This window comes from Bartonella koehlerae C-29 (assembly GCF_000706625.1).
GTDB classification, from domain to species: domain Bacteria; phylum Pseudomonadota; class Alphaproteobacteria; order Rhizobiales; family Rhizobiaceae; genus Bartonella; species Bartonella koehlerae.
Window position 1 is genome coordinate 642,043 of record NZ_KL407334.1, and the last position, 23,981, is coordinate 666,023.

The 23,981-nt window shown below is 36.2% G+C and carries 20 protein-coding genes, 1 tRNA gene and 1 pseudogene; 17 read left to right on the forward strand and 5 right to left on the reverse strand.

All coding sequences use genetic code 11. The annotated features are described in order from the left end of the window. Nucleotides 1-43: 43 nt before the first annotated feature. On the forward strand, nucleotides 44-541 hold the full coding sequence (locus O9A_RS02730; RefSeq protein WP_034458561.1) for a hypothetical protein: 498 nt from the start codon (nucleotides 44-46) through the stop codon (nucleotides 539-541). A 137-nt stretch (nucleotides 542-678) separates the two neighbouring features. Here O9A_RS02730 and O9A_RS02735 read toward each other — a convergent pair whose 3' ends face one another. After that, nucleotides 679-1,125 carry a nucleoside deaminase gene (locus tag O9A_RS02735; protein ID WP_034458563.1) on the reverse strand — a complete coding sequence of 149 codons (447 nt, stop codon included), beginning with the start codon at nucleotides 1,123-1,125 and terminating at the stop codon, nucleotides 679-681. Between the two features lie 275 nt (nucleotides 1,126-1,400). Between O9A_RS02735 and O9A_RS02740 the strand changes: the two genes are divergently transcribed. The 9 genes and pseudogenes from O9A_RS02740 to lpxK all read left to right on the forward strand — a co-directional run bounded on the left by O9A_RS02740 (nucleotide 1,401) and on the right by lpxK (nucleotide 11,552). Continuing rightward, nucleotides 1,401-2,801, forward strand: a complete 1,401-nt coding sequence (locus O9A_RS02740) for a pseudouridine synthase (RefSeq protein ID WP_034460170.1) — start codon at nucleotides 1,401-1,403, stop codon at nucleotides 2,799-2,801. Then, nucleotides 2,782-3,351, forward strand: coding sequence for a 16S rRNA (guanine(966)-N(2))-methyltransferase RsmD (rsmD, locus tag O9A_RS02745; RefSeq protein WP_034458565.1), 570 nt, complete (start codon nucleotides 2,782-2,784; stop codon nucleotides 3,349-3,351). The genes O9A_RS02740 and rsmD overlap by 20 nt, the downstream gene beginning before the upstream one ends. 1,168 nt (nucleotides 3,352-4,519) lie before the next feature. Continuing rightward, nucleotides 4,520-4,651 carry a hypothetical protein gene (locus tag O9A_RS08545; RefSeq protein ID WP_280949003.1) on the forward strand — a complete coding sequence of 44 codons (132 nt, stop codon included), beginning with the start codon at nucleotides 4,520-4,522 and terminating at the stop codon, nucleotides 4,649-4,651. A 715-nt stretch (nucleotides 4,652-5,366) separates the two neighbouring features. Beyond that, nucleotides 5,367-5,710 (forward strand): annotated as a pseudogene (locus tag O9A_RS08260) (SRPBCC family protein). A 277-nt stretch (nucleotides 5,711-5,987) separates the two neighbouring features. Next, nucleotides 5,988-7,319 carry a TldD/PmbA family protein gene (locus O9A_RS02760; RefSeq protein WP_034458569.1) on the forward strand — a complete coding sequence of 444 codons (1,332 nt, stop codon included), beginning with the start codon at nucleotides 5,988-5,990 and terminating at the stop codon, nucleotides 7,317-7,319. After that, nucleotides 7,306-8,109: a 3'(2'),5'-bisphosphate nucleotidase CysQ gene (locus O9A_RS02765; RefSeq protein ID WP_034458571.1), complete on the forward strand. Its 804-nt coding sequence runs from the start codon at nucleotides 7,306-7,308 to the stop codon at nucleotides 8,107-8,109. The genes O9A_RS02760 and O9A_RS02765 overlap by 14 nt, the downstream gene beginning before the upstream one ends. 45 nt (nucleotides 8,110-8,154) lie before the next feature. Beyond that, the gene (locus O9A_RS02770) at nucleotides 8,155-8,400 is read left to right on the forward strand and encodes a DUF4170 domain-containing protein (RefSeq protein WP_034458573.1); all 246 of its coding nucleotides are present in this window, start codon (nucleotides 8,155-8,157) and stop codon (nucleotides 8,398-8,400) included. Nucleotides 8,401-9,220: 820 nt separating this feature from the next. Then, a complete protein-coding gene (gene waaA / locus O9A_RS02775; protein ID WP_034458575.1) occupies nucleotides 9,221-10,543 on the forward strand; it encodes a lipid IV(A) 3-deoxy-D-manno-octulosonic acid transferase in 1,323 nt (440 codons plus the stop codon). Beyond that, the gene (gene lpxK, locus O9A_RS02780; protein ID WP_034458577.1) at nucleotides 10,533-11,552 is read left to right on the forward strand and encodes a tetraacyldisaccharide 4'-kinase; all 1,020 of its coding nucleotides are present in this window, start codon (nucleotides 10,533-10,535) and stop codon (nucleotides 11,550-11,552) included. The genes waaA and lpxK overlap by 11 nt, the downstream gene beginning before the upstream one ends. 44 nt (nucleotides 11,553-11,596) lie before the next feature. Here the strand turns inward: lpxK and O9A_RS02785 are convergent, their stop codons facing one another. Together O9A_RS02785 and mutL are read right to left on the reverse strand one after the other, a co-directional pair. After that, complete coding sequence (locus O9A_RS02785; protein ID WP_034458579.1) at nucleotides 11,597-11,833, reverse strand: DUF2093 domain-containing protein; 237 nt, start codon at nucleotides 11,831-11,833, stop codon at nucleotides 11,597-11,599. 117 nt (nucleotides 11,834-11,950) lie between these two features. After that, a complete protein-coding gene (gene mutL / locus O9A_RS02790) occupies nucleotides 11,951-13,789 on the reverse strand; it encodes a DNA mismatch repair endonuclease MutL (protein ID WP_034458582.1) in 1,839 nt (612 codons plus the stop codon). Between the two features lie 269 nt (nucleotides 13,790-14,058). Here mutL and O9A_RS02795 point away from each other — a divergent pair, with 269 nt between their 5' ends. Beyond that, nucleotides 14,059-15,147 carry a 2'-deoxycytidine 5'-triphosphate deaminase gene (locus O9A_RS02795; RefSeq protein WP_034458584.1) on the forward strand — a complete coding sequence of 363 codons (1,089 nt, stop codon included), beginning with the start codon at nucleotides 14,059-14,061 and terminating at the stop codon, nucleotides 15,145-15,147. A gap of 876 nt (nucleotides 15,148-16,023) precedes the next feature. Continuing rightward, on the forward strand, nucleotides 16,024-17,175 hold the full coding sequence (lldD, locus tag O9A_RS02800; RefSeq protein ID WP_034458586.1) for an FMN-dependent L-lactate dehydrogenase LldD: 1,152 nt from the start codon (nucleotides 16,024-16,026) through the stop codon (nucleotides 17,173-17,175). 1,153 nt (nucleotides 17,176-18,328) lie between these two features. On the opposite strand, the gene O9A_RS02805 is transcribed toward lldD, so the two are convergent. After that, nucleotides 18,329-18,404 (reverse strand) — tRNA-Thr (locus O9A_RS02805). A 491-nt stretch (nucleotides 18,405-18,895) separates the two neighbouring features. On the opposite strand from O9A_RS02805, the gene O9A_RS02810 reads away from it, so the two are divergent. Further along, nucleotides 18,896-19,102, forward strand: a complete 207-nt coding sequence (locus O9A_RS02810; protein ID WP_034458588.1) for a SlyX family protein — start codon at nucleotides 18,896-18,898, stop codon at nucleotides 19,100-19,102. A 588-nt stretch (nucleotides 19,103-19,690) separates the two neighbouring features. On the opposite strand, the gene O9A_RS08265 is transcribed toward O9A_RS02810, so the two are convergent. Beyond that, nucleotides 19,691-20,011, reverse strand: coding sequence for a hypothetical protein (locus O9A_RS08265; RefSeq protein ID WP_084790491.1), 321 nt, complete (start codon nucleotides 20,009-20,011; stop codon nucleotides 19,691-19,693). Between the two features lie 182 nt (nucleotides 20,012-20,193). On the opposite strand from O9A_RS08265, the gene O9A_RS02815 reads away from it, so the two are divergent. From O9A_RS02815 to O9A_RS02830, 4 genes are read left to right on the forward strand one after another with little or no spacing between them, the layout of a single operon-like run. Then, nucleotides 20,194-21,621, forward strand: coding sequence for an amino acid permease (locus tag O9A_RS02815; protein WP_034458590.1), 1,428 nt, complete (start codon nucleotides 20,194-20,196; stop codon nucleotides 21,619-21,621). Between the two features lie 41 nt (nucleotides 21,622-21,662). Next, complete coding sequence (locus O9A_RS02820; RefSeq protein ID WP_034458592.1) at nucleotides 21,663-22,343, forward strand: energy-coupling factor ABC transporter ATP-binding protein; 681 nt, start codon at nucleotides 21,663-21,665, stop codon at nucleotides 22,341-22,343. After that, complete coding sequence (locus O9A_RS02825; protein ID WP_034458594.1) at nucleotides 22,340-22,978, forward strand: energy-coupling factor transporter transmembrane component T family protein; 639 nt, start codon at nucleotides 22,340-22,342, stop codon at nucleotides 22,976-22,978. The genes O9A_RS02820 and O9A_RS02825 overlap by 4 nt, the downstream gene beginning before the upstream one ends. Nucleotides 22,979-22,992: 14 nt before the next feature. Next, nucleotides 22,993-23,547 (forward strand): biotin transporter BioY, encoded by a 555-nt coding sequence (locus O9A_RS02830; RefSeq protein ID WP_034458596.1) that lies wholly within the window; start codon nucleotides 22,993-22,995, stop codon nucleotides 23,545-23,547. The last annotated feature ends 434 nt before the right edge of the window (nucleotides 23,548-23,981 follow it).

A 23,981-nucleotide genomic window follows, 5' to 3' on the forward strand; every position in this document is an offset into this window, starting at 1 on the left:
GGGCACATATCTATCGACCATATACTTAAAAAATGGATAAGCAGTGAAAAAACGTGAAGTAAAAATATTTTCAACAAGCATTTTGGGTCTATGCCTTATTTTAACGGGATGCTCTGCTCCTACTTATGGTACAGATAAGCCAGCTTCGTTACAATTTTTTGAAGATGTTGCTAATATCGCCTCGTTAACACCAACAAACAACAATAGTCAGCTTATTATGAAACCTCGTCCAAAACTTGTGATGCCGAATTCTAGTACACTTCGAGTTTTGCCACTACCGCAGCAAGATTTAGAACAACAGGGCTCTTTATTCAATCAACATACTGGCGATGGTAGAGTTTCTGTTTTTCCCAAAAAAGTATCCTCAATGAATGGGGATATTGATGGTTCAAAAAGTGTTTCACGATTGAGTGCTAAACAACGACATGAGTATTTACGTCGTCGAAGAGCACAAGTTGGAAGTGCACAGTATCGTCAATATCTTACTGAACCCCCTTTAGGTTATCGTCAGCCGGCAAGGATTACGCCTGTTGATCAATAAGTAAAGGTCGAATCTTTAAAAGAGCGTGAAAGAAAAAATAGTTCGAAAATGCGATCCAATAAAAAGAGCTGATGACCTTTTAAAAGGGGGTTTATCTTGTTAACAGTCGGTTTTGGAGATAAGAAGAGGAATTGTCTTTAACACCGCTTTTGAGCAAAAAAATCTTTAAGTAATTGTGCGGCTTCTTTTTCCTTGAAACCAGAATAGACCTCAGGGCTATGGTGACAGGTTGGTTGCTTATAAAGACGTGGTCCATGTTCAATAGCACCACCTTTTGGATCACTTGTTGCATAGTAGAGACGCCGTATGCGTGCAAATGAAATGGCTGCAGCACACATAGCACAAGGTTCGAGAGTTGCATAAAGGTCACAATCAGGAAGTCTTTCACTTTGGAATATTTCGCAAGCCATACGGATAACGCGGATTTCTGCGTGTCCTGTAGGATCATATGCGGCTTTTATGGAGTTTCCAGCCCGTGCAATAATTGATTGACCGCGGGTGATGATTGCGCCTACAGGAACTTCATCTTTTTTTGCTGCCCATTGCGCTTCTAACAGGGCTATTTCCATGGGAGTCAAAGTCATACTGTTCTTTCCACTTAAAGTGTAGAGAGCCAAAAGGTTTCTTCATCTTCATAGAGAGGTGTACTTTGAAGTAAACGAGCTCTTACCTGTTTAACGAAGGAGATATGATTGCTTTTAAAACTGTTTAAAACCAACTTGCAAGTAAATGAGTATATTATGCTGCTAAAGGATAGAAAATGATAAACGATTGTGTTACTCCCCCTTTTCAGGATAAGCAGTATAGTGCGTGTGAACAATTTGCTGAACGTACTAGAAGAGATTGGTGTGAAAAGCAAATGAATGAAAACAGTGATAGTGAGCGGATTGCTAAAAGGTTAGCGCGTGCAGGTGTTGCATCGCGTCGTGATGCGGAGATGATGATTAGTGCAGGTCGTATTGTTGTTAATGGTACAGTTGTGACGACACCTGCTTTGAAAGTTACACGCTCTGACGTTATTAAAGTTGATGGCAAACCTTTGTCTCCTATAGAAAGAACGCGTTTATGGCTTTACCACAAGCCGACAGGGCTTGTCACTACGCACCGTGATCCTAAAGGTAGGCCGACAGTATTTAACAATTTGCCGAAAGAAATGCCTCGTGTCCTTTCTGTGGGCAGGCTTGACATTAATACGGAAGGGCTTTTGTTGTTAACCAATGACGGTGGTTTAGCACATGTATTAGAGCTTCCTTTAACGGGATGGGTGCGAAAATATCGTGTTCGTGCTCATGGAAGAGTGAAACAGAGTGCGCTTGATAACCTTAAAAATGGTATTGCAATTGATGGTATTTTTTATGGTTCAATTGAGGCATCGATTGAACGTGAACAAGGATCAAATATTTGGCTTTCTGTAGCTTTGCGTGAAGGAAAAAATCGTGAAATAAAGAATATTTTGGGCACTTTAGGATTATCGGTTAATCGTTTAATTCGTGTATCTTATGGTCCATTCCAGCTCTCTGACTTAGAAGAAGGAGCAGTTCGTGAGATAAAAGGTCGGATGCTACGTGATCAATTGGGAGAGCGTTTAATTATGCAAGCCAATGCAAATTTTGATGCTCCTATTCTTAAGCTTTTTTCAAATGCTGCGGTTGTTGCGGAAAAACGAAGTCATAAAAATCTTGCTTTTGCAAATGATGGCTGGATTTTTTCAAGGGGTGGAGATGTATGGCGCAGACAAAAAGATAGCTCTGCTGAGCACGGTCGAATGCGATTGAGCACAAAGCTAGATAAAAAATTTATATGCAAAGAGAAGAGTGAGGAAGGAAAGACAGAGCGTTTTTTGCCTCGTTCTCGCCGTTCTAATGTTTGGATGGCACCTGGTGCACGTCCGCAGAGTGCAAATAGAAAATCTTTCTATAATAGTAAGGATACTCATCATGTTTATAAGAACGATTTGTCCGTTGAGAGATTTTTCCATAGGGAAAAACAGTCAGAATATCAGTTACGGAAAGGAAAGGGCGTTGGTTTTGATCAAAAATGCGGCAGAACCTCTTATGGTAAGGCGCGTGTTTCTAGTAAAAATGATGGCTTCTTAAAGAAAGGAGGAAAGGTTATGAAAGACAGCCATGATGAACATCCTTTTGAGAATAGGCGAAGAGCGAAATCATTTTATGAAACCGTGAAAAAATCTAGAACGCATAGTGGTCATGCAAAAACAGTGAAGCAATTTGGAGGACCCCTTGCGAGTCGTTGGCGGTAAATTTGCTGGGCATATTTTGTTTGCACCTGTGGGGAAGTCGATTCGTCCAACGAGTGATCGTACACGCGAAAGCCTCTTCAATATTCTTGCGAGCCGAGAAGAACAATTTTGGACCAACAAACGTATTCTTGATCTTTTTGCTGGCACTGGTGCTTTAGGTATAGAAGCTCTATCGCGTGGGGCAAAAACTGCTATTTTTGTTGAAAATTCCGTTGAGGGGCGTGGACTGATACAAAAGAATCTTGAAGCTCTTGAATTACAGTCAATTGGACGCATCATGCGTCGTGATGCTACCAAATTGGGTAATATTGGCACAATGCTTCCATTTGATGTAGTTTGTGCGGATCCTCCCTATGGGCATTGTTTAGGTGAACGTGCTTTTATAGAGGTGTTGCAAGGAGGGTGGGCAAAAGCTGATACACTCTTCGTGCTTGAAGAAAAGAAAGATGCGATTATTCATTTACCTGAGATATTTTATCTAGATGATGAGCGTTTTTATGGTGAGACAACAATACGTTTTTATAAACTGCGATTATCGCTTCAGACTTGAGAAAGTTTTCATTTTTACTCGATAGAATGAGAACAATTATTCTGTACAGCTTTTTCATATGCTCTTCTTTTAAACTGGTTGCTTTCTAACGTAAATGACGGAGCAAAGATTATAAAATTTTATCTTTTCATCAAGATTTTTACGATCATGCTAACTAAAATGATTTTTTATGTATTTTTGATTTTCATAGCAGATTTCTTATGTCTTAATACCTTAAAGATATGGTAAATATAATATGAACGAGAAGGTCGGTAACCATGCAATGTATCTTTTTTTAGAAACAAATGCATAGAAGAATGGCTTGTCTCTTGAGAAAGATTTTTAGCAATTCCAAAATTTGCTTCTAATCCGGTGATTATTTGTGGAGCATCTCCATAACAAAATATTGATTTATAAAGATAATTTATCTCTTCCATGTTGTATTAGAGTCTCGAATAAAGTAAAATTTTCTCATTTCAAACTGGTTCATGATGAATCAATAAAAACCATTCGTTTATATGTCATAAGAGAGAGAAACGTGGTGATAAAATTGCTTAAGAAAAGAATAAAAATGCCCTTTATAAACCGTCTCAATGCAAGAGAAGCCGCACTATTTTGATTGGTAAATAGAATGATGGCGTTGGTTTATACTTTCTATAAGTTTAAAGATGGTTATGCATGATTTGGGATATATTTAGAGACAACAGGTGTGACTTCTTTTGGTTTGATTTTTTAGCCGCACATTATGATCAACGGCTCATCAGCAATGTACAGATTTAATTCACTCAGTTTGTTTTTTTTATCCTCAACGGTATGGAAAGGCTGCTTTCGTTATATGATAACTAAAATTAAAGAGACATTTCACGTCGTATAAAGAATGTTCCTTATTTTATGAAAGAATGGATATAAATGAGACATTGGATAGCTATAATTTCTCTATTTCACGCACGCTTAGCAGCCGAATTTGGCTTGCTTCAAGTTTGTTATGGCAAGGCAGAGCCACTTCAAAAAAAACCTCTAAAGGAGGTGGATTCTTTATATTGTCTCCGATGTGAAATGCGTTCTGGTCAGGTTCTTCGAACAATAAAGTTTCAATATATGATTTAAAGATAACTATGTTTACCAAGTTGAGAAAGAACCTCACTTTGCACCTTTTCGAAAAAGGGTTATTTTTAATAAACAGGCACAATTGGTTGTTTTAAAAGAAGTTCAAGGACTTGGATTTTTAACCACCCCTCGTTGGGGAATATTAGAGCGACGGGGTTTTTTGAAATTACAACTTATGATGCCAGTCCGAATTCGTGAAGCAATGGTGATCTAAAAGCGAATTATTCGTCTATTTTTGTGAGAAAAGTTTTCTTATAGAAATTTAGATGATCTCATTTGGTTACGGCAAGAGTGTAAAATGAAATAGGCATCAACTTACGTTTAATAAGGTTTTATGAAAATTCTCCAAGATTTAAGAGAAATGAGATCTTTGGTTATTAGGTGAAGAAAGTGGGAACAACATACTTTTGATATATGTTACAAAAAAGCGTGGAGTATTAAGACAAACCAGATTTGGGGAATATAAAAAAAAAAAATAGTTTATACCTTTATTATATCTATAAACTAGGGATTGCAGCTGTACTGAGAAAAAGATTACAGGATTTTCTTTATAAAACTTTTATGAAGGCAATAGGGTGAATAAAAACCCTCTGCTTTTGTTTATTAATAACGCTATGCTTGTTTTGTGGAACTTAGTAACCTTCACGGTAGCTACTTTCTTTTACAGCTGATATACAATAGAAAGAAGGATTTTAAATCTAAGAATTTTTGTTATTCTGAGCATTTCTACTTTTAATCTTATGATATCACAGAGCTTAATTGCTACAGAGCAAATAAATTATGACAGTTTTTCAGCATCCTATTGTTACTGTAGCTTAATGATCACTTTGGCATTATCCTTTGACGTACTTAAACATAAATGATTTTTAAAAAGGAGGATCCGAATGTTTAAATGGATACATAGCGAAGAAATTAATACATAAGCAAGTGTGGAGCCAGTCTAGACTATGCGAGAAGATATTACGATTTGGTTTTGGTGGAGGTCATGAACTTGAGTGGGTAAAATTTAGGGCCTTTTCAAAGAAGGAGCTGTAGGGTGTATGAAGCTTAAAAAAAAGCCGAAAGTGACTTTTACACTTGATAAAGTGATAGAAATGTTTGTTTTTCTAATTATGCTAAACTTCCTTTTACGCGCATGTTCTTTGATAATGAGTATATTACTTCAACGGAGTCTGGCTCTTCAAACAACAAAATTCGTCATACAGTAACGATGTCTTGCTTATTTTCTCCCTTCTTTGGAGTAATTATTGGAGTGCTTGAAAAGTTTGGTTAAGGTCAAGAATTATTGCGCGATCTTCTATTGGTTCGGTGGTATAGTGAGGCTATTTGATGGAATGGTAGAAGCGAATTGAAAAGGTTGAAGCTCAAGAAATTTACGCATGTTGCATCTTTTTGGAAAGCAGCTAAAAGGGAAATTGTTTGATTCATTGAAGGAAAAAAGTGCGTGAATAGTGCATAATTTTTATCGACGAGTATATAAGAGTTACATTTTTGTATAAATTGGCCAAATTGCGTATCAATATAAATGATTAATATTTAAAGGAGTCATAATGACTGACAAAAACCAGATTGATAAAGCCGCTTCGTTGGTTGAGGAGGCAAAACGTTCTGGGGCAGATGCTGCTGATGCTGTTATTGTTCGTGCACATTCTACTAGTGTATCGGTTCGTTTTGGAAAAGTCGAAGCGACAGAAGCTTCAGAGAGCGATAATTTTACGCTAAGGGTTTTTGTTGGTAAGAAAGTAGCAAGTGTTTCTGCTAATTTAGCAACTTATCCGCAGGAACTAGCAGAACGTGCTGTTGCAATGGCTAAAGCTTCCCCAGATAGTCTATTTGAAGGTTTAGCAGATAAAGAGTATTTGGCTATGCATCCTAAAGATCTTGATCTTTTTGATAATTTTGTTCCGGACAGTCATTTTTTAACAGAAGATGCTTTAAAAATGGAGGCAGCAGCTCTTAGTGTTAAAGGGGTGAGAAATTCTGGAGGAGCAGCGACAGCTTATGGCTGTAGCGGATTTGTTCTTGTAACCAGCGATGGTTTTTATGGAGCCTATCGTTCCAGTTATTTTTCACGTTCTTGCAGTGCGCTTGCTGGGGAGGGCACGGCGATGGAGCGGGATTATGATTATACAACTGCTTTACATTTTTCTGATTTAGAAGCAGCAGAAATTGTAGGCAAAAATGCGGGATTAGGCGCCGTTCGACGTTTGGGGGCAGTTCGTGCTGAGTCTGGGAGTGTTGATGTTATTTTTGATCCACGTACGGCTCGTGGAATTGCTGGGCATATCGCGCATATGGTGAATGGAGCATCTGTGGCTCGTAAAACAAGTCTTTTACAAAACTTTTTGGGAAAAGCGGTGATGAAGCCTTATGTGAATGTTACAGATCAACCTTTGCGGTTACGGGGAAATTCTTCTTGTCCTTTCGATGGAGAGGGGGTAGAGGGACAAACATTGCATATTATTCAAAATGGTATCTTACAAAATTGGCTTCTTTCATCATCTGCAGCGCGTGAATTAGGTCTTAAAACCAATGGTCACGGTGTGCGTTCGGCCTCGTCGGTTCAGCCTGCGCGTACCAATTTTGCTATTGAGCCGGGTTTAATATCACCTCACGATATGATAAAAGATTTGCAGAACGGTTTTTATGTTACAGAATTATTTGGGCACGGCGTTGATTTTGTTACCGGACAGTATAGTCGTGGAGCTTCAGGTTTTTGGATTGAAAATGGTGAGATCACTTATCCAGTGAGCGAAGTAACGTTAGGTTCTGATTTGCTCCATATGTTAGCACATTTAACACCTGCGAGCAATATTGATCGGCGTTATGGTACAGCTGCTCCGACATTATTAATTGAAGGGATGACTCTTGCAGGAAAATAACACGCATCATTCTTCTGATCTAAACCTTTTACTTGATGTTTGTCGAGAGGCAGGAGATTTAGCGATGAAGTATTTTGGATGTGAATTGGAGGTTTGGATTAAAGAGAGCAATTCACCGGTCAGCGAGGCAGATTTAGCAGTTGATCACTTTTTAAAAGAAAGGCTTCTTGTAGCACGTCCGAATTATGGATGGATTTCAGAAGAAACAAAAGATAATCGGAGTCAACGGAGCTATGAACGCTCTTTTGTGGTTGATCCTATTGATGGAACACGTGGTTTTCTTTCTGGCAGTACTTATTGGTGTGTTTCTATTGCCATTATTGAGAATGGACGTCCTATTATAGGTGTTGTGCAGTGTCCTGCTCAAGGAAACGTTTATGCAGCTGTCACTGGTGAAGGGGCGACATTAAATGGCGTAAAGCTTCCTCTTTTGCCATCTCAGGTTAATCGAAAATATAAAATTTCGCTTGATAAATCGCTGGCTCAAAAATTGCCGGGTGATTTTTGTAATCAGGTTAGTTTTTACCGTCACATTCCCTCTCTTGCCTATCGTATTATTCTTGTTGCACAAGGTGAGATCGATATTGTGTTAGTTCGTCCGAATTGTTATGCGTGGGATATTGCTGCTGCTGATCTCATTTTGCAGGAATGTGGGGGATGTTTTCTGCCACTTGATGATCCTTTTTTATCGTATGGGATTGAACCTTATCAATATGGATTTTTAGTTGCTGGCAAAAATAATTGCTGTCAAAATATGATAGATGTTGTTCGTCAAGCAAAGTTAGTTTAATCGCATAAAAACGCGCTAAAATTTCTAAATGATACGGAGGCACATATGATTGAAACCAAAGAAAAAAAACAATATTTGCATCTTGTATTTGGTGGAGAATTGAAAAATCTCAATAGTAATCAATTTAAGAATGTTGATGATTTAGATGTGGTTGGTATTTTCCCCGATTACCAATCAGCGCAAGAGGCATGGCAGGCGAAAGCGCAAAGTACTGTAGACAACGCATTACAGCGTTATTACATTCTAGACTTGCATCGGCTTCTTGATCTAGAAAATGGCGATGCAGAGTAAAATTTGAATATTTAATCATTATTTTTTTGAGTGATATGCGTGCAGAAAGATTGAACTTTCTAGCTTTGAATCAAAATGAGTGAGGTAATTAAGAAAAATAAGCGATGCGTTTTAAAGTCACTTTGGCGAGAAAAGCTGCACTTCCCGATGTAAATATGGTTTATAAAAGTTTTTATTGTTGGGATGTTGTCTATGTCTGTGTTTTATTTATTGGATCAATTTGCAGTTAAAAAGCTTAAATGGTATTGCCAAGGCGCAAAGTACTTATCATCCAATTATTATCACTTTTTTTGCATGAACAGCATATCATGAGATTCTTTTTTATTTTCAAAATGATGAGGTTATTGCTATATTTTCTCATTCTTTTTGTGCAGAAATAAAGATGTATTTTACAAAAAAGTCAAATTGTGCGGGGTTCGGATAGAGAGAACAAAATATATCATGTTCATAAAAGGAAAGATAGGTATTAGCGTTTTAAATGCCCTTAAGTTTAGAAAAAACAGCTATGAATGTGGATATCTCACATAGAAAAGTGCATGAAACTAGGAAAAGGATTATTGTATAGAAAATTTTCCTTTTTGCCTTATTATACTTTGGTACATAGCCTTTTATACAGGAGAAAATTCTTGAGCAAATATGAGAATAACTACGATTTTTCTTCTCTTTAGATATTTAATTCTTCTCAAAGGATAGATTTTTTATTTCCAAAAAATGAAGGGTGGTTTGTGAGATAAAAAATGGATGCAATGAACAGAGTTGATAAATTATTTAACAAAAGAAGCTTATAGGGACTTCAAAACGAGTGAATGAGGTAATTAAAATGGTAGAACTAAAGGCACATGTAGCTCTTTTAATCTATCGGATGATTGGCTTTTGCTTACGTCCTGTAGTTCCTTTTTATTTTTTTGTTCGTACTCTTCGTGGCAAAGAAGAGTGGCGCCGTCAAAAAGAGCGTTTAGGTAAAAGCCATCAAGCACGTCCTCCAAGCCCATTAATTTGGTTGCACGCAGCGAGTGTTGGAGAAACATTTGCTCTTTTCCCGCTTATTAATTATATTTTATCATTAAAAATCAATATATTATTGACAACAGGGACTGTAACGTCCTCTTCTCTTGTGAAAAAGCATTTTGGGAAACGGTTAATTCATCAATATGCTCCGTTGGATTTAGATTTGGCAGTACGTCGTTTTATTAGTCATTGGAAGCCTGATTTAGCATTAATTTGTGAATCGGAAATTTGGCCTCTTCGTATTAAAGAACTTGCAAAAATGCGCATTCCACAGATTTTGGTTAATGCTCGTATGTCTGAAAGTTCTTTTAAAATTTGGCAAAAGTGGCCCGTTCTTGCCAGGCATATTTTTAAGCATATTGACCTGGTTATTGCTCAGAACAAAAGAGATGTAGCGTATTACCAAGCACTTGGAGTAAAATCTGTTGTGCTTTCTGGCAATCTTAAGGCTGATGCCTTTTGGGTAGAAGATCAAGCATTGCTCGCGCATTACCGTGATGCTATTGGCAATCGCCCAGTTTGGGCAGCAGTTTCAACCCATGAAGGGGAAGAGGAGATTGTTTTTGAGGTTCATAAGATTCTTAAAAATTATTTGCCAGATTTATTGACAATCATTGTGCCCCGTCATCCTGAGCGTTCAGAAGATCTTATCAAAAAGTGCGGCAATAATGGTTTGCATTTTATTCGTAGAAGCAATTCTATTGCTCCAGAGAAAGATACAGACGTTTTTTTAGGAGATACGATTGGGGAAATGGGTCTTTTTCTTCGTTTATCGAAAGTTTCTTTTCTTGGGAAATCGTTATGTGGAAAGGGTGGACACAATCCATTAGAGTTAGCTTTGCTTGGTTCAGCTATTTTGACGGGGCCTTATGTTTCAAATTTTCAAGAGATGTTTGAACAATTTTTAATATGTGATGCAGCATATATGATTCAAGACACAAAGCAGCTTACTATTCAGGTATATAGGCTTTTAACAAATGAAGGATTGCGGAGAGAAATGGTTGATAAAGCCTATGAAGTAGCAACAGGTATGGCGGGTGCACTCGAACGCACATTAGAAGTTCTTGATCCGTTTTTACAGCCTCTTGTAATACAAACAGGTTTAAGTCAGTATCGGGATAGATATGCGTCTTAGTGCACCTCATTTTTGGTGGAAAAATAAAAGCTTTTTGCGTTTTTTATTAGCTCCAATTTCTTGGGGTTATGCTTATTTTTCGCGTCGCCGTATGGCAAGACAGCCTCCTGTTGTTGATCTTCCTGTTTTGTGTATTGGTAATTTTACATGTGGTGGTGCCGGCAAAACACCCGTTGTTATTGCTTTTGCAAAAGTAGCAAAAAAGCTTGGTTTTGTGCCTGGTGTTGTTTCACGTGGTTATGGTGGAAGGGTTAAGGGGGTACATCTTGTCAATGAGAAACATGACAGTGCGTACGATGTGGGCGATGAGGCACTTTTACTTGCACGGCACGCTTTTGTTGCTATATCCGTTGACCGTTATGCGGCGGCACAGCGACTCAAAAAAGAAGGGTGTAATCTTATTTTAATGGATGACGGCTTTCAAAGTCGTCGTCTTTATATGGATTATACGTTGCTTGTCGTAGATGCAATGCGTGGTTTTGGTAATGGAGCTGTTTTTCCAGCAGGGCCTTTGCGTGTACCCTTAAAAACACAGTTTTCTTTAATGGACAGTGTTTTATTGATTGGTGCTTCAGATGCGCGTGATCATATTGTTTTTCTTGTCAATCGTACTGGAAAATCTTTGCATCATGCTCATCTCAAATCACTAGCATCTGATAAGGTTGCAGGAAAATCATTTTTGGCATTTGCAGGTATTGGCAATCCAGATAAGTTTTTAAAATCAATTAAAGAACTATCTGGCCATGTTGCACAAACTTACTTTTATCCGGATCACTATTTTTTTACCGATGCAGATTTAGAAAATCTTGTCCAAAGGGCTAAAATGCACAATTTATGTCTAGCTACAACGGCTAAAGATTATATACGTATACAAACAAGTAAGATGCAAGACAACTTAAAAAATCTTGTTGTATTTGATGTTAAAGTTGACTTTGCGCAAAAAAATTTTTGTCGTATGTTACTTCAAGAGGTCATGACCCGTTTTAAGGAACGCAAACATCTCCTTTAATTTGCGTTTTTGAAGAAAGAATTGAATTTAGAGTTTTCAAAAGGTTATTTTTTCTGGGCTTTTAATAATTGGTTGAGATACGGATTGCATTCAAGCTCGCGATGATAGGAAATTTCACAACTAGCATATGCTTCTTGACGGTGATGATTCCAATATTTTAAATCATCTATCAGAATTTTTTGTCCACTGACGGCACAAAGGGTATAAGTTCCATATTCTATGATTTTATACCCATTATTAGAATAATGAATTTTTGCTTCGCGTTCACTATTAGAAAGCATTTTTAATCCCTTCTTGTTGGTATGAGAGACAATTCAAGAAAAGTGCCATAAGATACCTTATAAAGTCGAGAGTAAATTAAAAAAATATTTCTTTCTTACCAAAATGATGAGGGGCTCTTATTTTCTACCAAACAGTTTCTCTATATCAGCCAATTTGAGTTCAATATAAGTAGGACGACCGTGATTACATGTGCCTGTATTGGGTGTCGCCTCTATTTGTCGTAAGAGGGAATTCATTTCTTCAGGGTGTAAAAGGCGTCCTGATCGTATTGAGCCATGACAAGCCATAGTTGCTGCAACATAATCAAGCATTGCTTTTAAATTGTCTGTCGTATCATATTCAACAGCTTCATCTGCAAGATCCTTAATAAGTGCTTGTACGTTTACTTCTCCTAATAGAGAGGGTGTTTCGCGCACAATGATTGCACCAGGTCCAAATGCTTCTATTCCTAAGCCAAATTTTTGCAAAGCATCTTTGTGTGTGAGAAGGCATATTGCGTCTTCTTCAGAGAGTTCTACAATTTCAGGGATAAGCAACAATTGTGAAGGAAGGGGTTTGGAATAAAGCGCATTCTTAAGTGCTTCATAGACCAATCGCTCATGAGCAGCATGCTGATCGACAATGATCAAGCTGTCTTGAGTTTGAGCGATAATGTAGTTTTTATGGATTTGTGCTCTGGCAGCTCCTAATGGATAAGATAGTTCTTCTGATATAGATGGAGAGCTTGGAATGTAGGCATCACCACTTGGTATATCTAAGCCCTCCATAAGAGGAATAGCATCTTCTTTTAAACCAGCAGAGCTGATAATATCCAATGGTTTGTGCACCATTGATGCGGATTCAACATGATGAAACTGTCCGCGATAAGAAGAAGGCTGATGAATATTTTTAAAAGTTTTCAATGGTTGTTGTGTTTGAAATGCAGCTAACAGTGCTTCAGAACGCGTCGAAGTAGAACGAACACCAGTTTGATGCAATGCTTCACGAATTGCTCCAACAATTAAACCGCGAATGAACCCTGGATCACGGAAACGGACATCGGCTTTGGTTGGATGTACGTTAACGTCTACATCAGTAGGTGGCAGATCAATAAAAAGAATCGATACAGGATAACGATCCCGCCTCATGATGTCAGCATAGGCTCCTCGAATAGCTCCCCAGAGAAACTTATCGCGCACTGGGCGTCCATTAACATAAGCAAATTGATAAAGGCTATTACTACGATTGAAGGATGGCAAACAAGCAAATCCAGTCAAACGGACTGATTCACGTTCAGCATTCAGCACAATACTGTTAGGAGCGAATTCTTTACCCATGATTTGTGTAATACGTTGTAATTGTCCTTGAATGTTATTTTCCGTAGCTGGAAGTTCCATAGAAGTTCTGTCTGAACCTGAAAGAGAAAAGCGTATATGCGGAAATGCAATAGCAATTCGTTTAATCATATCGGTAATGGAATTCGTTTCAGCGCGGTCAGTTTTCATAAATTTTAGCCGTGCTGGTGTGACAAAGAAGAGATCACGAACTTCAACGATTGTTCCAGGATTTGCTGCAGCCGGTTTGGGGCCGACAATTTTTCCTGCTGTCACGATAATTTCAGCAGCACTCTCAGCATTTTGCGTTCGTGAGGTTAATTTAAGTTTAGCAACAGAACCAATAGAGGGTAAAGCCTCTCCTCTAAATCCTAGAAAGCATATATTGTGCACATCATCGGTAATTTTTGAAGTACAATGGCGAGAAACAGCTAAATTTAATTGATCGGCAGGAATACCACAGCCATTATCACTCACCTTTATAAAATTTTTGCCACCGTTTGCTGTAACAATTTCAATGCGAGTTGCTCCAGCATCAATGGCATTTTCAACAAGTTCTTTGACAACATTTGCTGGCCGTTCAATAACTTCACCGGCGGCAATTTGATTAATAATATTTTCGCTGAGATGGCGTATGATCATAATAAATCTAACAAGATTCTTAAGGATTCTATAGAATTTGACATATGATAGCATTATTTGTGCAACATTCAAGAATTGGAGAGTGTATGAAAGTTATTATGCTCAAAATAACGCTTATTTACTTTGTTTGTGACATTCTATGATTAACTGTGGTAGAAAATTGATTGGCAAAATGAGAAGCGAATAATCCTTATCAACCTAAAATATCTTGCACTCATCAATCATCTGGGACAAAAAAAGAAATAAAGTAAAAATAGAAGGTAAAACATATGACGCGTGTAAGTGGTATTTTGGCAGATAGTGATATACAAGCTTTGATTGATAATAACTTTCTCACGTCTCTTTGGCCATTTGATGTAGCCCAAATACAACCTGCAAGTCTCGATCTTCGTTTAGGGGAAAAAGCCTATCGTATACGTGCTTCCTTTATGCCGGGGGCTGATGTAAAAGTTTTAGATAAACTCGAACGGTTAAAGTTGCACGAATTTGATTTGCGAAACGGAGCAGTTTTGGAAACAGGCTGTGTTTATATTGTTCCTCTTTTAGAAAATTTGACTTTACCGGAAGTTTTATCAGCAATTGCCAATCCTAAAAGTTCTACTGGACGATTAGATATTTTTACACGTGTGATTACGGATAAGGCTCAAGAGTTCGATAAGATTTGTGCTGGTTATCATGGTCCACTTTATCTTGAAATTAGTCCACGAACATTTCCCATTTTGGTGCGTACCGGTTCGCGTTTGTCTCAGATTCGATTTCGCAAGGGGCATAGTTATTTAAATGAAATTGAACTGCATGCTTTGCATAAGAGTGAAACGTTGATATCGGATGATTTGCCTAATATTAGTGCAGGGGGTATTGGGCTTACCATTAATTTAAAAGGCGATGAAAATGGGCTTGTTGGCTATCGTGGTAAACGCCATACAAGTGTTATTGATATCGATAAACGTGCCGTTGCAAACATTCTAGATTTTTGGGAACCTCTTTTTGATCGTGGTCAAAGGGAGTTAATTCTGGATCCTGATGAGTTTTATATCTTAATTTCGCGAGAATCTGTCCATGTTCCTCCGCTTTATGCAGCCGAAATGACTCCCTTTGATCCCTTAGTTGGTGAATTTAGGGTGCATTATGCAGGTTTTTTTGATCCAGGATTTGGGCATATGGAAGCGGGTGGAAAAGGGGCAAGAGCAGTCTTGGAAGTGCGTAGCCATGAAGTTCCGTTTATCTTAGAGCATGGTCAAATTATTGGTCGTTTAGTATATGAAAAAATGCTCAATAGGCCGTTGGCACTGTATGGAGAAGATTCTGGATCACATTATCAAGCGCAAGGATTAAAGTTATCTAAGCATTTTAGGTGAGTTTGAAAGCGAACTTTGATAAAATACATTCAGAAAGAGTATTCGTTGAAGGAAAAACCTTATTTTTACAGAAGTAATAAACGATTAGTTTATTTGTTTCTCAAACGGATATGCAAAGTCTGTTGCTACCACTTATTCCATTTTTAAATTTAAATAAAGATATCACATATTTTGTTTCGTATAAAGTGTTATTAAAAAGAAAAAAGTAAGTTTTCAGTGATACTGCAACAAAAAGTTTTTCACTACAGTATTGTATATCTTAATTGTATCTCATTTTTGATTCAAATGTTAGTTTAATAATTTTATACAGATCAGGCCCTCTGCAATATAAATAATTTATAGTATGATTAGAAAACCACTCGACTAAAGATAGATTTTTTCTGTTCGTACGTATTCATATTTTAAATGCCTACTTAAATTAAAAAATACTTTAGGTCCTGATAGAAAAAAACTGATGCTTGTAGCAAGTTGAATTTGTTCTATGAACGTTTTCTTCATTTTTTAGGGGAGCTTTTGTGAGATATTTTTATAGTTTAGTAAAAGGGATAGTGCTTTAAATTTGGAAGAGATAACTAAAACAACCTTTTTTGGAAAAATTATAAAAAGGCTATCACATTAATTACTTGGATACATATTAATAAGTTGTGCGTTATAGGTTAAGTAATTAAGGATTTTTATCGTGAGATTCTTAATTTGGAAAAAAGCAATAAAGATGTTGTTTGTATCAATATGTTTTTTTGATTGCAATCTTAGTTCCCTCTATCTACTACATGAGGTGTTTTGGGGTGACGTCTAAAAGGAGGGAGAAGACGCACAGTTTAATTCTTATTATTTTTAGGGTGTTTTACTTCTTATTCAAGAACAGTGGTGCTATTCATGATTATTTCCTCAACATTTGATTACCGTAAAGCAGCCAAACGTCGGCTTCCTCCGTTTCTTTTTCACTATATTGATGGCGGAGCTTATGCTGAGGAAACAATGCGACGCAATTATGCAGAGCTTCAAACACTTGCACTACGTCAAAGGATTTTGAGAGGAGTTGGTGAAGTTGATCTTTCAACCAAGCTTTTTGATCAAACGCTTGATTTGCCCATTATACTTGCACCGGTTGGCTTAACAGGTATGTATGCGCGTCGCGGTGAGGTACAAGCCGCGCGTGCAGCCGTTGCAAAAGGGATTCCTTTTACCCTATCCTCTGTTTCAGTTTGCCCCATTGCAGAAGTGCAGAAAGCAGTTGGAGATGCATTTTGGTTTCAACTTTATGTTCTTAAAGATCGGGGGTTCATGCGTGATGTATTAGAGCGGTCTTGGGCATCTGGTGTGCGCACCTTGGTTTTTACAGTTGATATGCCGGTTCCTGGCGCACGTTATCGTGATGCGCATTCAGGAATGTCTGGGTCTTATGCTGGGTTGCGCCGTATTTTACAGGCTCTTATCCATCCATATTGGGCTTGGAATGTTGGTATTATGGGGCGTCCACATGATCTTGGAAATATTTCTACCTATTTGCAACAGAAAATTGCATTGGACGATTATATTGGTTGGCTTGGAGAAAATTTTGATCCATCAATTGATTGGCATGATTTGCAATGGATTCGAGATTTTTGGAAGGGGAAAATGATTTTGAAAGGTATTCTTGACCCAGAGGATGCACGAGAAGCAATACAATTTGGTGCTGATGGTATTGTTGTTTCTAATCATGGTGGACGACAACTTGATGGTACTTTATCAACAGCACGGGCATTACCAGCAATTGCAGAGGTTGTAAAGGGTGATTTAACTATTTTAGTGGATTCTGGTGTTCGTTCTGGTCTTGATGTTGTACGTATGATGGCACAAGGTGCGAATGCTGTTATGATTGGCCGTGCTTTTGTTTATGCGCTTGCAGCAGCAGGTGAGAAGGGTGTTGCGCGCCTCATTGATCTTTTTGCGAATGAAATGCGTGTGGCGATGACATTGACGGGTGTACGCGCGATTAAAGAGATCACACGCGAAAGTTTAGCAAGTCCAGATGTTTTTGAGCAATGAAAGAAATATTCTCAGCTGCGTTTAGAAAAAGAAAATCTTTTTATGGAGAAGCATATTTTGTATGTTTTACAGACATGTTGACAGCTGATATTAAAGCTCAAAAGTCTCTCCATAAAATGATAGAAAATACCTAATAACGACGGTAATAAATATTATAGTAGAGAGGGAAATCCCAATAATAATGAATGCAGAAAAAATATAAATAACACTGCGTACATATTTTATTCACTTGGTTGATAAAGCTCATTCTAAGGATAAAAAAGAACAAGCACTGCCATTAAGGCACCACAACCATTGATATAGAAGAAATAGCTATAAATATTTTTTCCTCTTATTTATAAAAACATCTAAAATATAATTTGTTAGTTAATTGTTTTCTCCGTATTAACGTAAAAAAATAAATCATATATTATTGCAATCTATAGTTATAATAAGAAATGGATCATATTCTATAATTTCTATAATGTTTAGGTTAATTTTATAGAATAATATCTTGTATGGATATGATATTGTCTTTGATGGAATACGATTTTACACAAGAATTTCTCTTTTATCTCGTAGAAGAAGAATATGTGAGTTTTTTAGCAAATGGTTAGAGATTAAAGTAATTTAGAGAGTATTTTATTTTCAGAGAGTAGTTAAATTCTGGTTACTGTATTTTAGACCATACTCTAAAGTAATTAATTTACATAATTGTATGCATTGGTGATAAAAGTATTGAATTCAAAATGAGATCAAAGTGCAAACTTTATATCTTGGTTTGGTAACACAGTAATTGGGTATTGTTTATCCTGTTGCTGAAGGAAAAGAAAAGTTTCTTCTGTCTTTAAATGATACGCTAGAGATCCGAAAAACCTTCAGTCGAGTTACTATATAAAATTTACCACATCTTATACATGCTACTCCTCAAATAATGCGACCCTTACTAAGAAATTGATTATCATCAATTGCGATTTTTAAGAGAAGGTAAAAACTTGTTAAAGGACATTTGAAAATCCTTTGAGAGTCCTTTGAAAAAATGAATTGAATTGGTACAATATCTGGTATCAAAATATACAAAATCTGCTGACAAACTACAGTAGACTAATAAGGTGGCCTTAAAACAGCGAATTAGAAAAAAATCTATATACTACAATGTGCTAAAAACAAAAAATGGTGCCGCATGCCGGATTTGAACCAGCGACCCTATCATTACGAATGATATGCTCTACCAACTGAGCTAATGCGGCATAAGCTTATATATGTTAAGCAAACAAAAGTTATTTTGATGCTAATAGCCAAAAGAATGTACAAAAGCAAGTATGCATTTTGTTTGATAATTTATAAGATGCTGCCGTTATTGAGGTAGAAAGAATAGTTTTCTGAACTTAGCTGCAAAGCGATATTTTTTGATCTTGATACTATAAAATTGTCGATAATATGCTTTCTCACTTTACGATTGCGTTCAATGTTAGAGGCGTTATAAAAGCGCATTTGAGGAATAGAAAATAGCGTTAAGATATCCTTGTACAGATAAAGATATTTGCCCGTTTTATTGGAAAAGGAAGAATTTTTTTGAGAAGCTATTTTGTGAATAAAAAACTGCTATCAGTCTTTAATAATATGACAAATAAGCTCTGTGTATTGTTTTATAGAAAAGCTATTCTTAAGAAATAGAGGTGAAACGAACAATTTGATACAATCAGATATACTTTTTATTTAAGATGGAGTGAAAGAAACCATGTTAGATGAAAATCGGCTGACAGAACTAGAAATAAAGTCAATGCATCAAGAAAAATTTCTTGAAGAGTTTTCTTGCATAGTAACTGATCAATGGAAAAGTTTGGATGAAATATTTAAAAAAATTGATATTTTAATGAGGCGATTTTCGGATTTAGAAGAACAGAGTTTCTCTAAAAATTTTATTGCATCATCTTTTCGTGAATAAGAACACCTAATATTTTTCTTGAAGCTTTCAAGTTTTTTAATAAAGCCCTCCGTTTTTTCAGTAGATGACGCGTAAAAAAACTCCAATCATGCGGAAGCTCTTTTGTCGCTCTTATGGTTGTCTACTGTTCAAATTTTTTCGTTTAATGTGTTTTTGTACCGTGTGGAGGGATGGTTTTTGTAAGCGCCATATTTATCATTATTTCTATAAAGAGTATGCTGTTATTTTTAGTGCATTTTTTCTATATAAAGCGCAGTACTAAAAAATAGAGGGAAGTTTTTTAGCAGATAAACTAGAAATTATAGACAATTGTAGCTTTTAAAAGACCTGGTTTTTCCATACAGATAGCCTTTCAGGTGAAGTTTGAATTGTTAAATACGTCATTGATAAAAATAAGCGCATTGTTGGCGTAGTAGCTTATAGTAATTATGAAGTGATATTATATCCATAATAGTTCTCTTCATTTATACCCATTAATGAAGTAGCTTTTTAGCTATCTCGATAGGGTGAAATTCTCTAAGATTTATTCGTTATGTATGGCAAAAATGGATTTTTGAGGAACGCCTTTAATATCAAATATATTTCTCTTTATGTATACGATATTTTGTTAAAAGGCTTTGGTTTTTTGTAATTCAAGAGGCACAACCCTATTGATAAAGCTCCTAAAATAAACCATCCTGGCAAACAAATGAGAGTAATACAAATTAAAGACAGGAAAGGTGGCATGATATTACGTATGGATTGGTTAAGTCGATAGATATCTGTTTGCAGAAAGTTTACAAGCATTGTATTGAAGGGCGTTGTCGTCCAATGGGATATGCTTACAGAGTGAGCGATATCAATAGCCAATACTATGATTGTCAGCGTAACGAAAATGAAAGCCATTAATTTAAGGAGAGGGCGAAACATATTTCCCTATAAATTTAACAGAACAATCTCATAATGCACAGAAAGACAAGGGGTTGCATTATGATAAGAAAAATAAATTTATGTTTTCTTTATTATAATTTCTTTTGAAAAAAAATATTTTAAAGCTATCATTAGCATTTCCTATAAAGATTAAAATCAATATCAAGGAGGGGTGAAGAAGAGTGCTTAATGATGCGAATAATGAATTGAAGCGTAACCTTCAAAATCGCCACATTCAAATGATTGCTTTGGGTGGTGTTATTGGGACAGGACTTTTTTATGGATCAACAGAAGCAATTCAATTAGCTGGTCCTTCAGCCATTTTAGCTTATTTTGTTGGGGGACTTATTATATATTTCATTATGCGAATGCTTGGAGAAATGTCAGTAGAAGAACCATCTTCAGGGGCGTTTAGTTTTTTTGCTTGTAAATATTGGGGGAAATTGGCTGGTTTTATAGCAGGTTGGAATTATTGGTTTCTTTATGTTCTTGTGAGTATGACTGAACTTACAGTGATAGGGTTTTACCTTGATCATTGGATTTTGATTGATCATTGGAAGTCATCCTTCATTATTCTTTTGTTGGTTACATTAGTGAACTTATTTAATGTTCGTTTTTATGGAGAATTCGAATTTGCTTGCGCTTTAATCAAAGTTGCTGCTGTTATTAGTATGATTATTTTTGGGATTTTTCTCATTGTCACTGGAGTAGGAGGGAACCAAGCGAGTATTCATTATCTTTGGGATCATGGCGGTTTTTTCCCTTATGGAGCAATAGGGGTTGTTTTAGCGACTTCTGTAGTAATGTTTTCTTTTGGAGGAACAGAGCTTATTGGTATTGCTGCTGGAGAGGTATCTAATCCACAAAAAACGATTCCAGTGGCTATTCGTCAAGTTATGTGGAGGATTATAATTTTTTATATTGGTTCTATCAGTGTTATTATGATAATTAGCCCATGGAATATAATTGGAAAAAATGGTAGTCCTTTTGTTACAATTTTTGAGACTATAGGAATCCCTGCGGCTGGTCATATTTTGAATTTTGTGGTCATTATGGCTGCTATTTCTGTTTATAATAGTAGCATTTATTCTAATGGTCGTATGCTTTATAGTTTAGCTATACAAGAAAATGCACCAGATATTTTCAGTAAACTGAATACTGCTCGTGTCCCTTATATTGCTATCCTTTTTTCATCATTCTGTACAGCGATAATCGTTGTCATTAATGCTCTTGTTCCTGATAATAGTTTTATGCGGATCATGGCTCTTGCAACTGCAGCAGCGGTTATTACTTGGGCTATCATTATTATTGTTCATTTGAAATTTCGAAAGGTACATAAGAACAAAAAAGAAGAATTTATATATGCGTTTGGTTTGTATCCTTACGCTAATTATCTTTGCCTCTGCTTTCTTGCTTTATTATTTTGCATTATGTTTGTAAGTGGTTTTGGAAAAAATGGATTAATGACTAGGCTTTTTGATATGATAGGAATAAAGGTGTCTTTTCTTGAAACATATATACCTATGCAGATGCCTGATATAAGTTTGGCCGTTGTTATTATTCCTCTATGGTGTTTATTTTTATTTTTAGGTTATAAACTTAAGCGATAAAGGTAGAAGAGATGATATAAAGGGATTGATTGGAATAAATCTTGGGGATTATAAAGTTTGATAAGGTGACACAAGTATTTGGTGATTTGTGTGTGTTGAAGAATATTACTGTACAGCTTACCGAAAAACGAATCGCCGTTATTGGTGCGAATGGTTCTGGAAAAAGTACATTTGTTCGTCTCATCAATGGGCTGCAATTACCATCTCACGGCTTTGTGAGTGTTGATGGGCTTGATACAAAGCGCGATGCAAACGCAGTAAAACATAAAGTAGGATTTGTTTTTCAAAATCCTGATAATCAAATTGTTTTACCATTAGTAGAAGAGGATTTATCTTTTGGTCTCAAAAATCTAAAACTGAGTAAAGAGGAAGTTAAGGAGCGTGTAGATGAAATTTTACAGCGCTATGATCTTCAAAATTTTAGAAATCATGCAGTACATTTATTAAGTGGTGGACAAAAACAACTCGTTGCTATTTCTGGTGTAGTTGCAATGAAACCAGATTATATTGTTTTTGATGAGCCAACAACGTTACTTGATTTGCGAAACAAGCGTCACATTACGCAAGTTATAGAAGAATTATCACAAACGGCAATTGTTGTATCACATGATTTGGAATTTCTCAGAAACTTTGATAGAATACTAGTTTTTGATAAGGGGGAGATAGTTGTTGATGATATGCCTTTGGTTGCTATCAAAGAATATATAAGAAGAATGTCATGATCGGTTTATATATTCCGCGAGATACCTTTATCCATAAATTAAAACCAGGTATTAAGTTATTATTTCTTACGGTGTGTGGAACTACTATATTAATGGTTTCATCTATACCTATTTTGATGCTATTTTTATTATTCATAAGCTTATTCTACGGAATTGCCAAGATTCCCTTTGGCACTGTGATAAAGCAATTTAAATCGATGGGGTTGTTTTTAGCCCTTATATTTGTATTTCAAGCTATTTTTGTTAATTGGCTTATAGGTGTTGAGGTTATATTACGCCTTATTATTCTTTTTTCTTTATCATCACTTGTTTCATTCACAACAAGAGTTTCAGATATGGTAGTTTCGATTGAAGTAGGGCTTCAGCCCTTTCGTCGCTTTGGTATAAATCCATCACAATTGAGTATAGTTATCTCTATGACTATCAGATTTATTCCTCTTTTGAGTAAAAAGTTCAATGAAGTGCGTGAAGCACAACGAGCACGCGGATTCAATACAAATATTGCAACTCTTGCAATACCTTTAATTATACGAACTATAAGAATGGCTTCAGAAGTCGCTGAGGCATTGGAGGCACGCTCTTATAATGCTGATACTGTTGATACAATAGTTAGCGATAATACAAATCCCTCATAAAAAAGATTATAAAAATGAATACAAAAGATTTAACCTATATTGCTTTATTTGCCGCTATTTACGCTGTTTTGGGTCTTTTCCCTCCCATTTCCCTTCCTTTTCTTCTTGGAGTTCCTATTACAGCTCAATCTATGGGACCGATGTTAGCTGGCTCTATACTTGGTGCAAAAAGAGGAGCCTTAGCATCGCTTCTGTTCCTTGTCCTTGTTGCTATTGGACTACCTTTATTGTCTGGTGGTCGTGGTGGGATCGGAGTCTTTTCAGGGGCTTCTGGTGGTTATCTGATAGGTTTTCCATTTGCTGCATTTTTTATTGGCTTTATGGTTGAATTATTTTGGCAGCGGTTAAATTTTATAACATTAATTATGATAAATTCTTTAGGTGGTATAGGGGTGGTCTATGCTTTTGGAATACCATGGACAGCATATATTACTAAAATCTCTTTATTAAAGGTTTTAGTGGCTTCCTCAGGTTTTCTGATTGGTGGTTGTTTAAAAGTGTTCATTGCCTCCTTTGTTGCACTTACCGTTAAAAAATCTGTTCCTCTTATTTCCTCAAAGAAAGAATAGTTCTTTTACTTTGAATGAGATTTTGTATTGCGGTACGTGTGATGATAAAAAAAGATAACATGATAAAATCCTTTATCCTGTTTCTTTATGCTTTGATGAAGAGGAGATATAGAGGATACAGGAACCTTATTGTATTTTATTGAAGTGATTACTTCAAAAGGAAGTGTTGTACAATTTATATCTATTATTACCTAAGAGATATGACAAGCGCAAAAATAGGATTGATAAGCAATTTAGTTTATTTTTATGCTGAATTGGGAATAATAAGCTCATTAAAAATTTAGGTTACATTTTAAAGATACAACATGAAGAATGTTATTCTTCTGTGAGAGCATTTTACAAGATTTTTGTTAAAATTGGAAATTAAAAATTAGTAACTCTGGTCGTATTTTTGTTAAAAAAATAGTAGTGATATAATTTATCTATAAATTAAT

What these genes read in the sequence shown, in the direction of transcription:
- lpxK (WP_034458577.1), top strand. Translation starts at nt 10,533, where the DNA reads ATGCGTCTTAGTGCACCTCATTTTTGGTGGAAAAATAAAAGCTTTTTG.
- O9A_RS02740 (WP_034460170.1), top strand. Translation starts at nt 1,401, where the DNA reads ATGAATGAAAACAGTGATAGTGAGCGGATTGCTAAAAGGTTAGCGCGT.
- mutL (WP_034458582.1), bottom strand. Translation starts at nt 13,789, where the DNA reads ATGATCATACGCCATCTCAGCGAAAATATTATTAATCAAATTGCCGCC.
- O9A_RS02810 (WP_034458588.1), top strand. Translation starts at nt 18,896, where the DNA reads ATGTTAGATGAAAATCGGCTGACAGAACTAGAAATAAAGTCAATGCAT.
- O9A_RS02770 (WP_034458573.1), top strand. Translation starts at nt 8,155, where the DNA reads ATGATTGAAACCAAAGAAAAAAAACAATATTTGCATCTTGTATTTGGT.
- O9A_RS08265 (WP_084790491.1), bottom strand. Translation starts at nt 20,011, where the DNA reads ATGTTTCGCCCTCTCCTTAAATTAATGGCTTTCATTTTCGTTACGCTG.
- O9A_RS02735 (WP_034458563.1), bottom strand. Translation starts at nt 1,125, where the DNA reads ATGACTTTGACTCCCATGGAAATAGCCCTGTTAGAAGCGCAATGGGCA.
- lldD (WP_034458586.1), top strand. Translation starts at nt 16,024, where the DNA reads ATGATTATTTCCTCAACATTTGATTACCGTAAAGCAGCCAAACGTCGG.
- O9A_RS02795 (WP_034458584.1), top strand. Translation starts at nt 14,059, where the DNA reads ATGACGCGTGTAAGTGGTATTTTGGCAGATAGTGATATACAAGCTTTG.
- O9A_RS02830 (WP_034458596.1), top strand. Translation starts at nt 22,993, where the DNA reads ATGAATACAAAAGATTTAACCTATATTGCTTTATTTGCCGCTATTTAC.
- O9A_RS02760 (WP_034458569.1), top strand. Translation starts at nt 5,988, where the DNA reads ATGACTGACAAAAACCAGATTGATAAAGCCGCTTCGTTGGTTGAGGAG.
- waaA (WP_034458575.1), top strand. Translation starts at nt 9,221, where the DNA reads ATGGTAGAACTAAAGGCACATGTAGCTCTTTTAATCTATCGGATGATT.
- O9A_RS02825 (WP_034458594.1), top strand. Translation starts at nt 22,340, where the DNA reads ATGATCGGTTTATATATTCCGCGAGATACCTTTATCCATAAATTAAAA.
- O9A_RS02785 (WP_034458579.1), bottom strand. Translation starts at nt 11,833, where the DNA reads ATGCTTTCTAATAGTGAACGCGAAGCAAAAATTCATTATTCTAATAAT.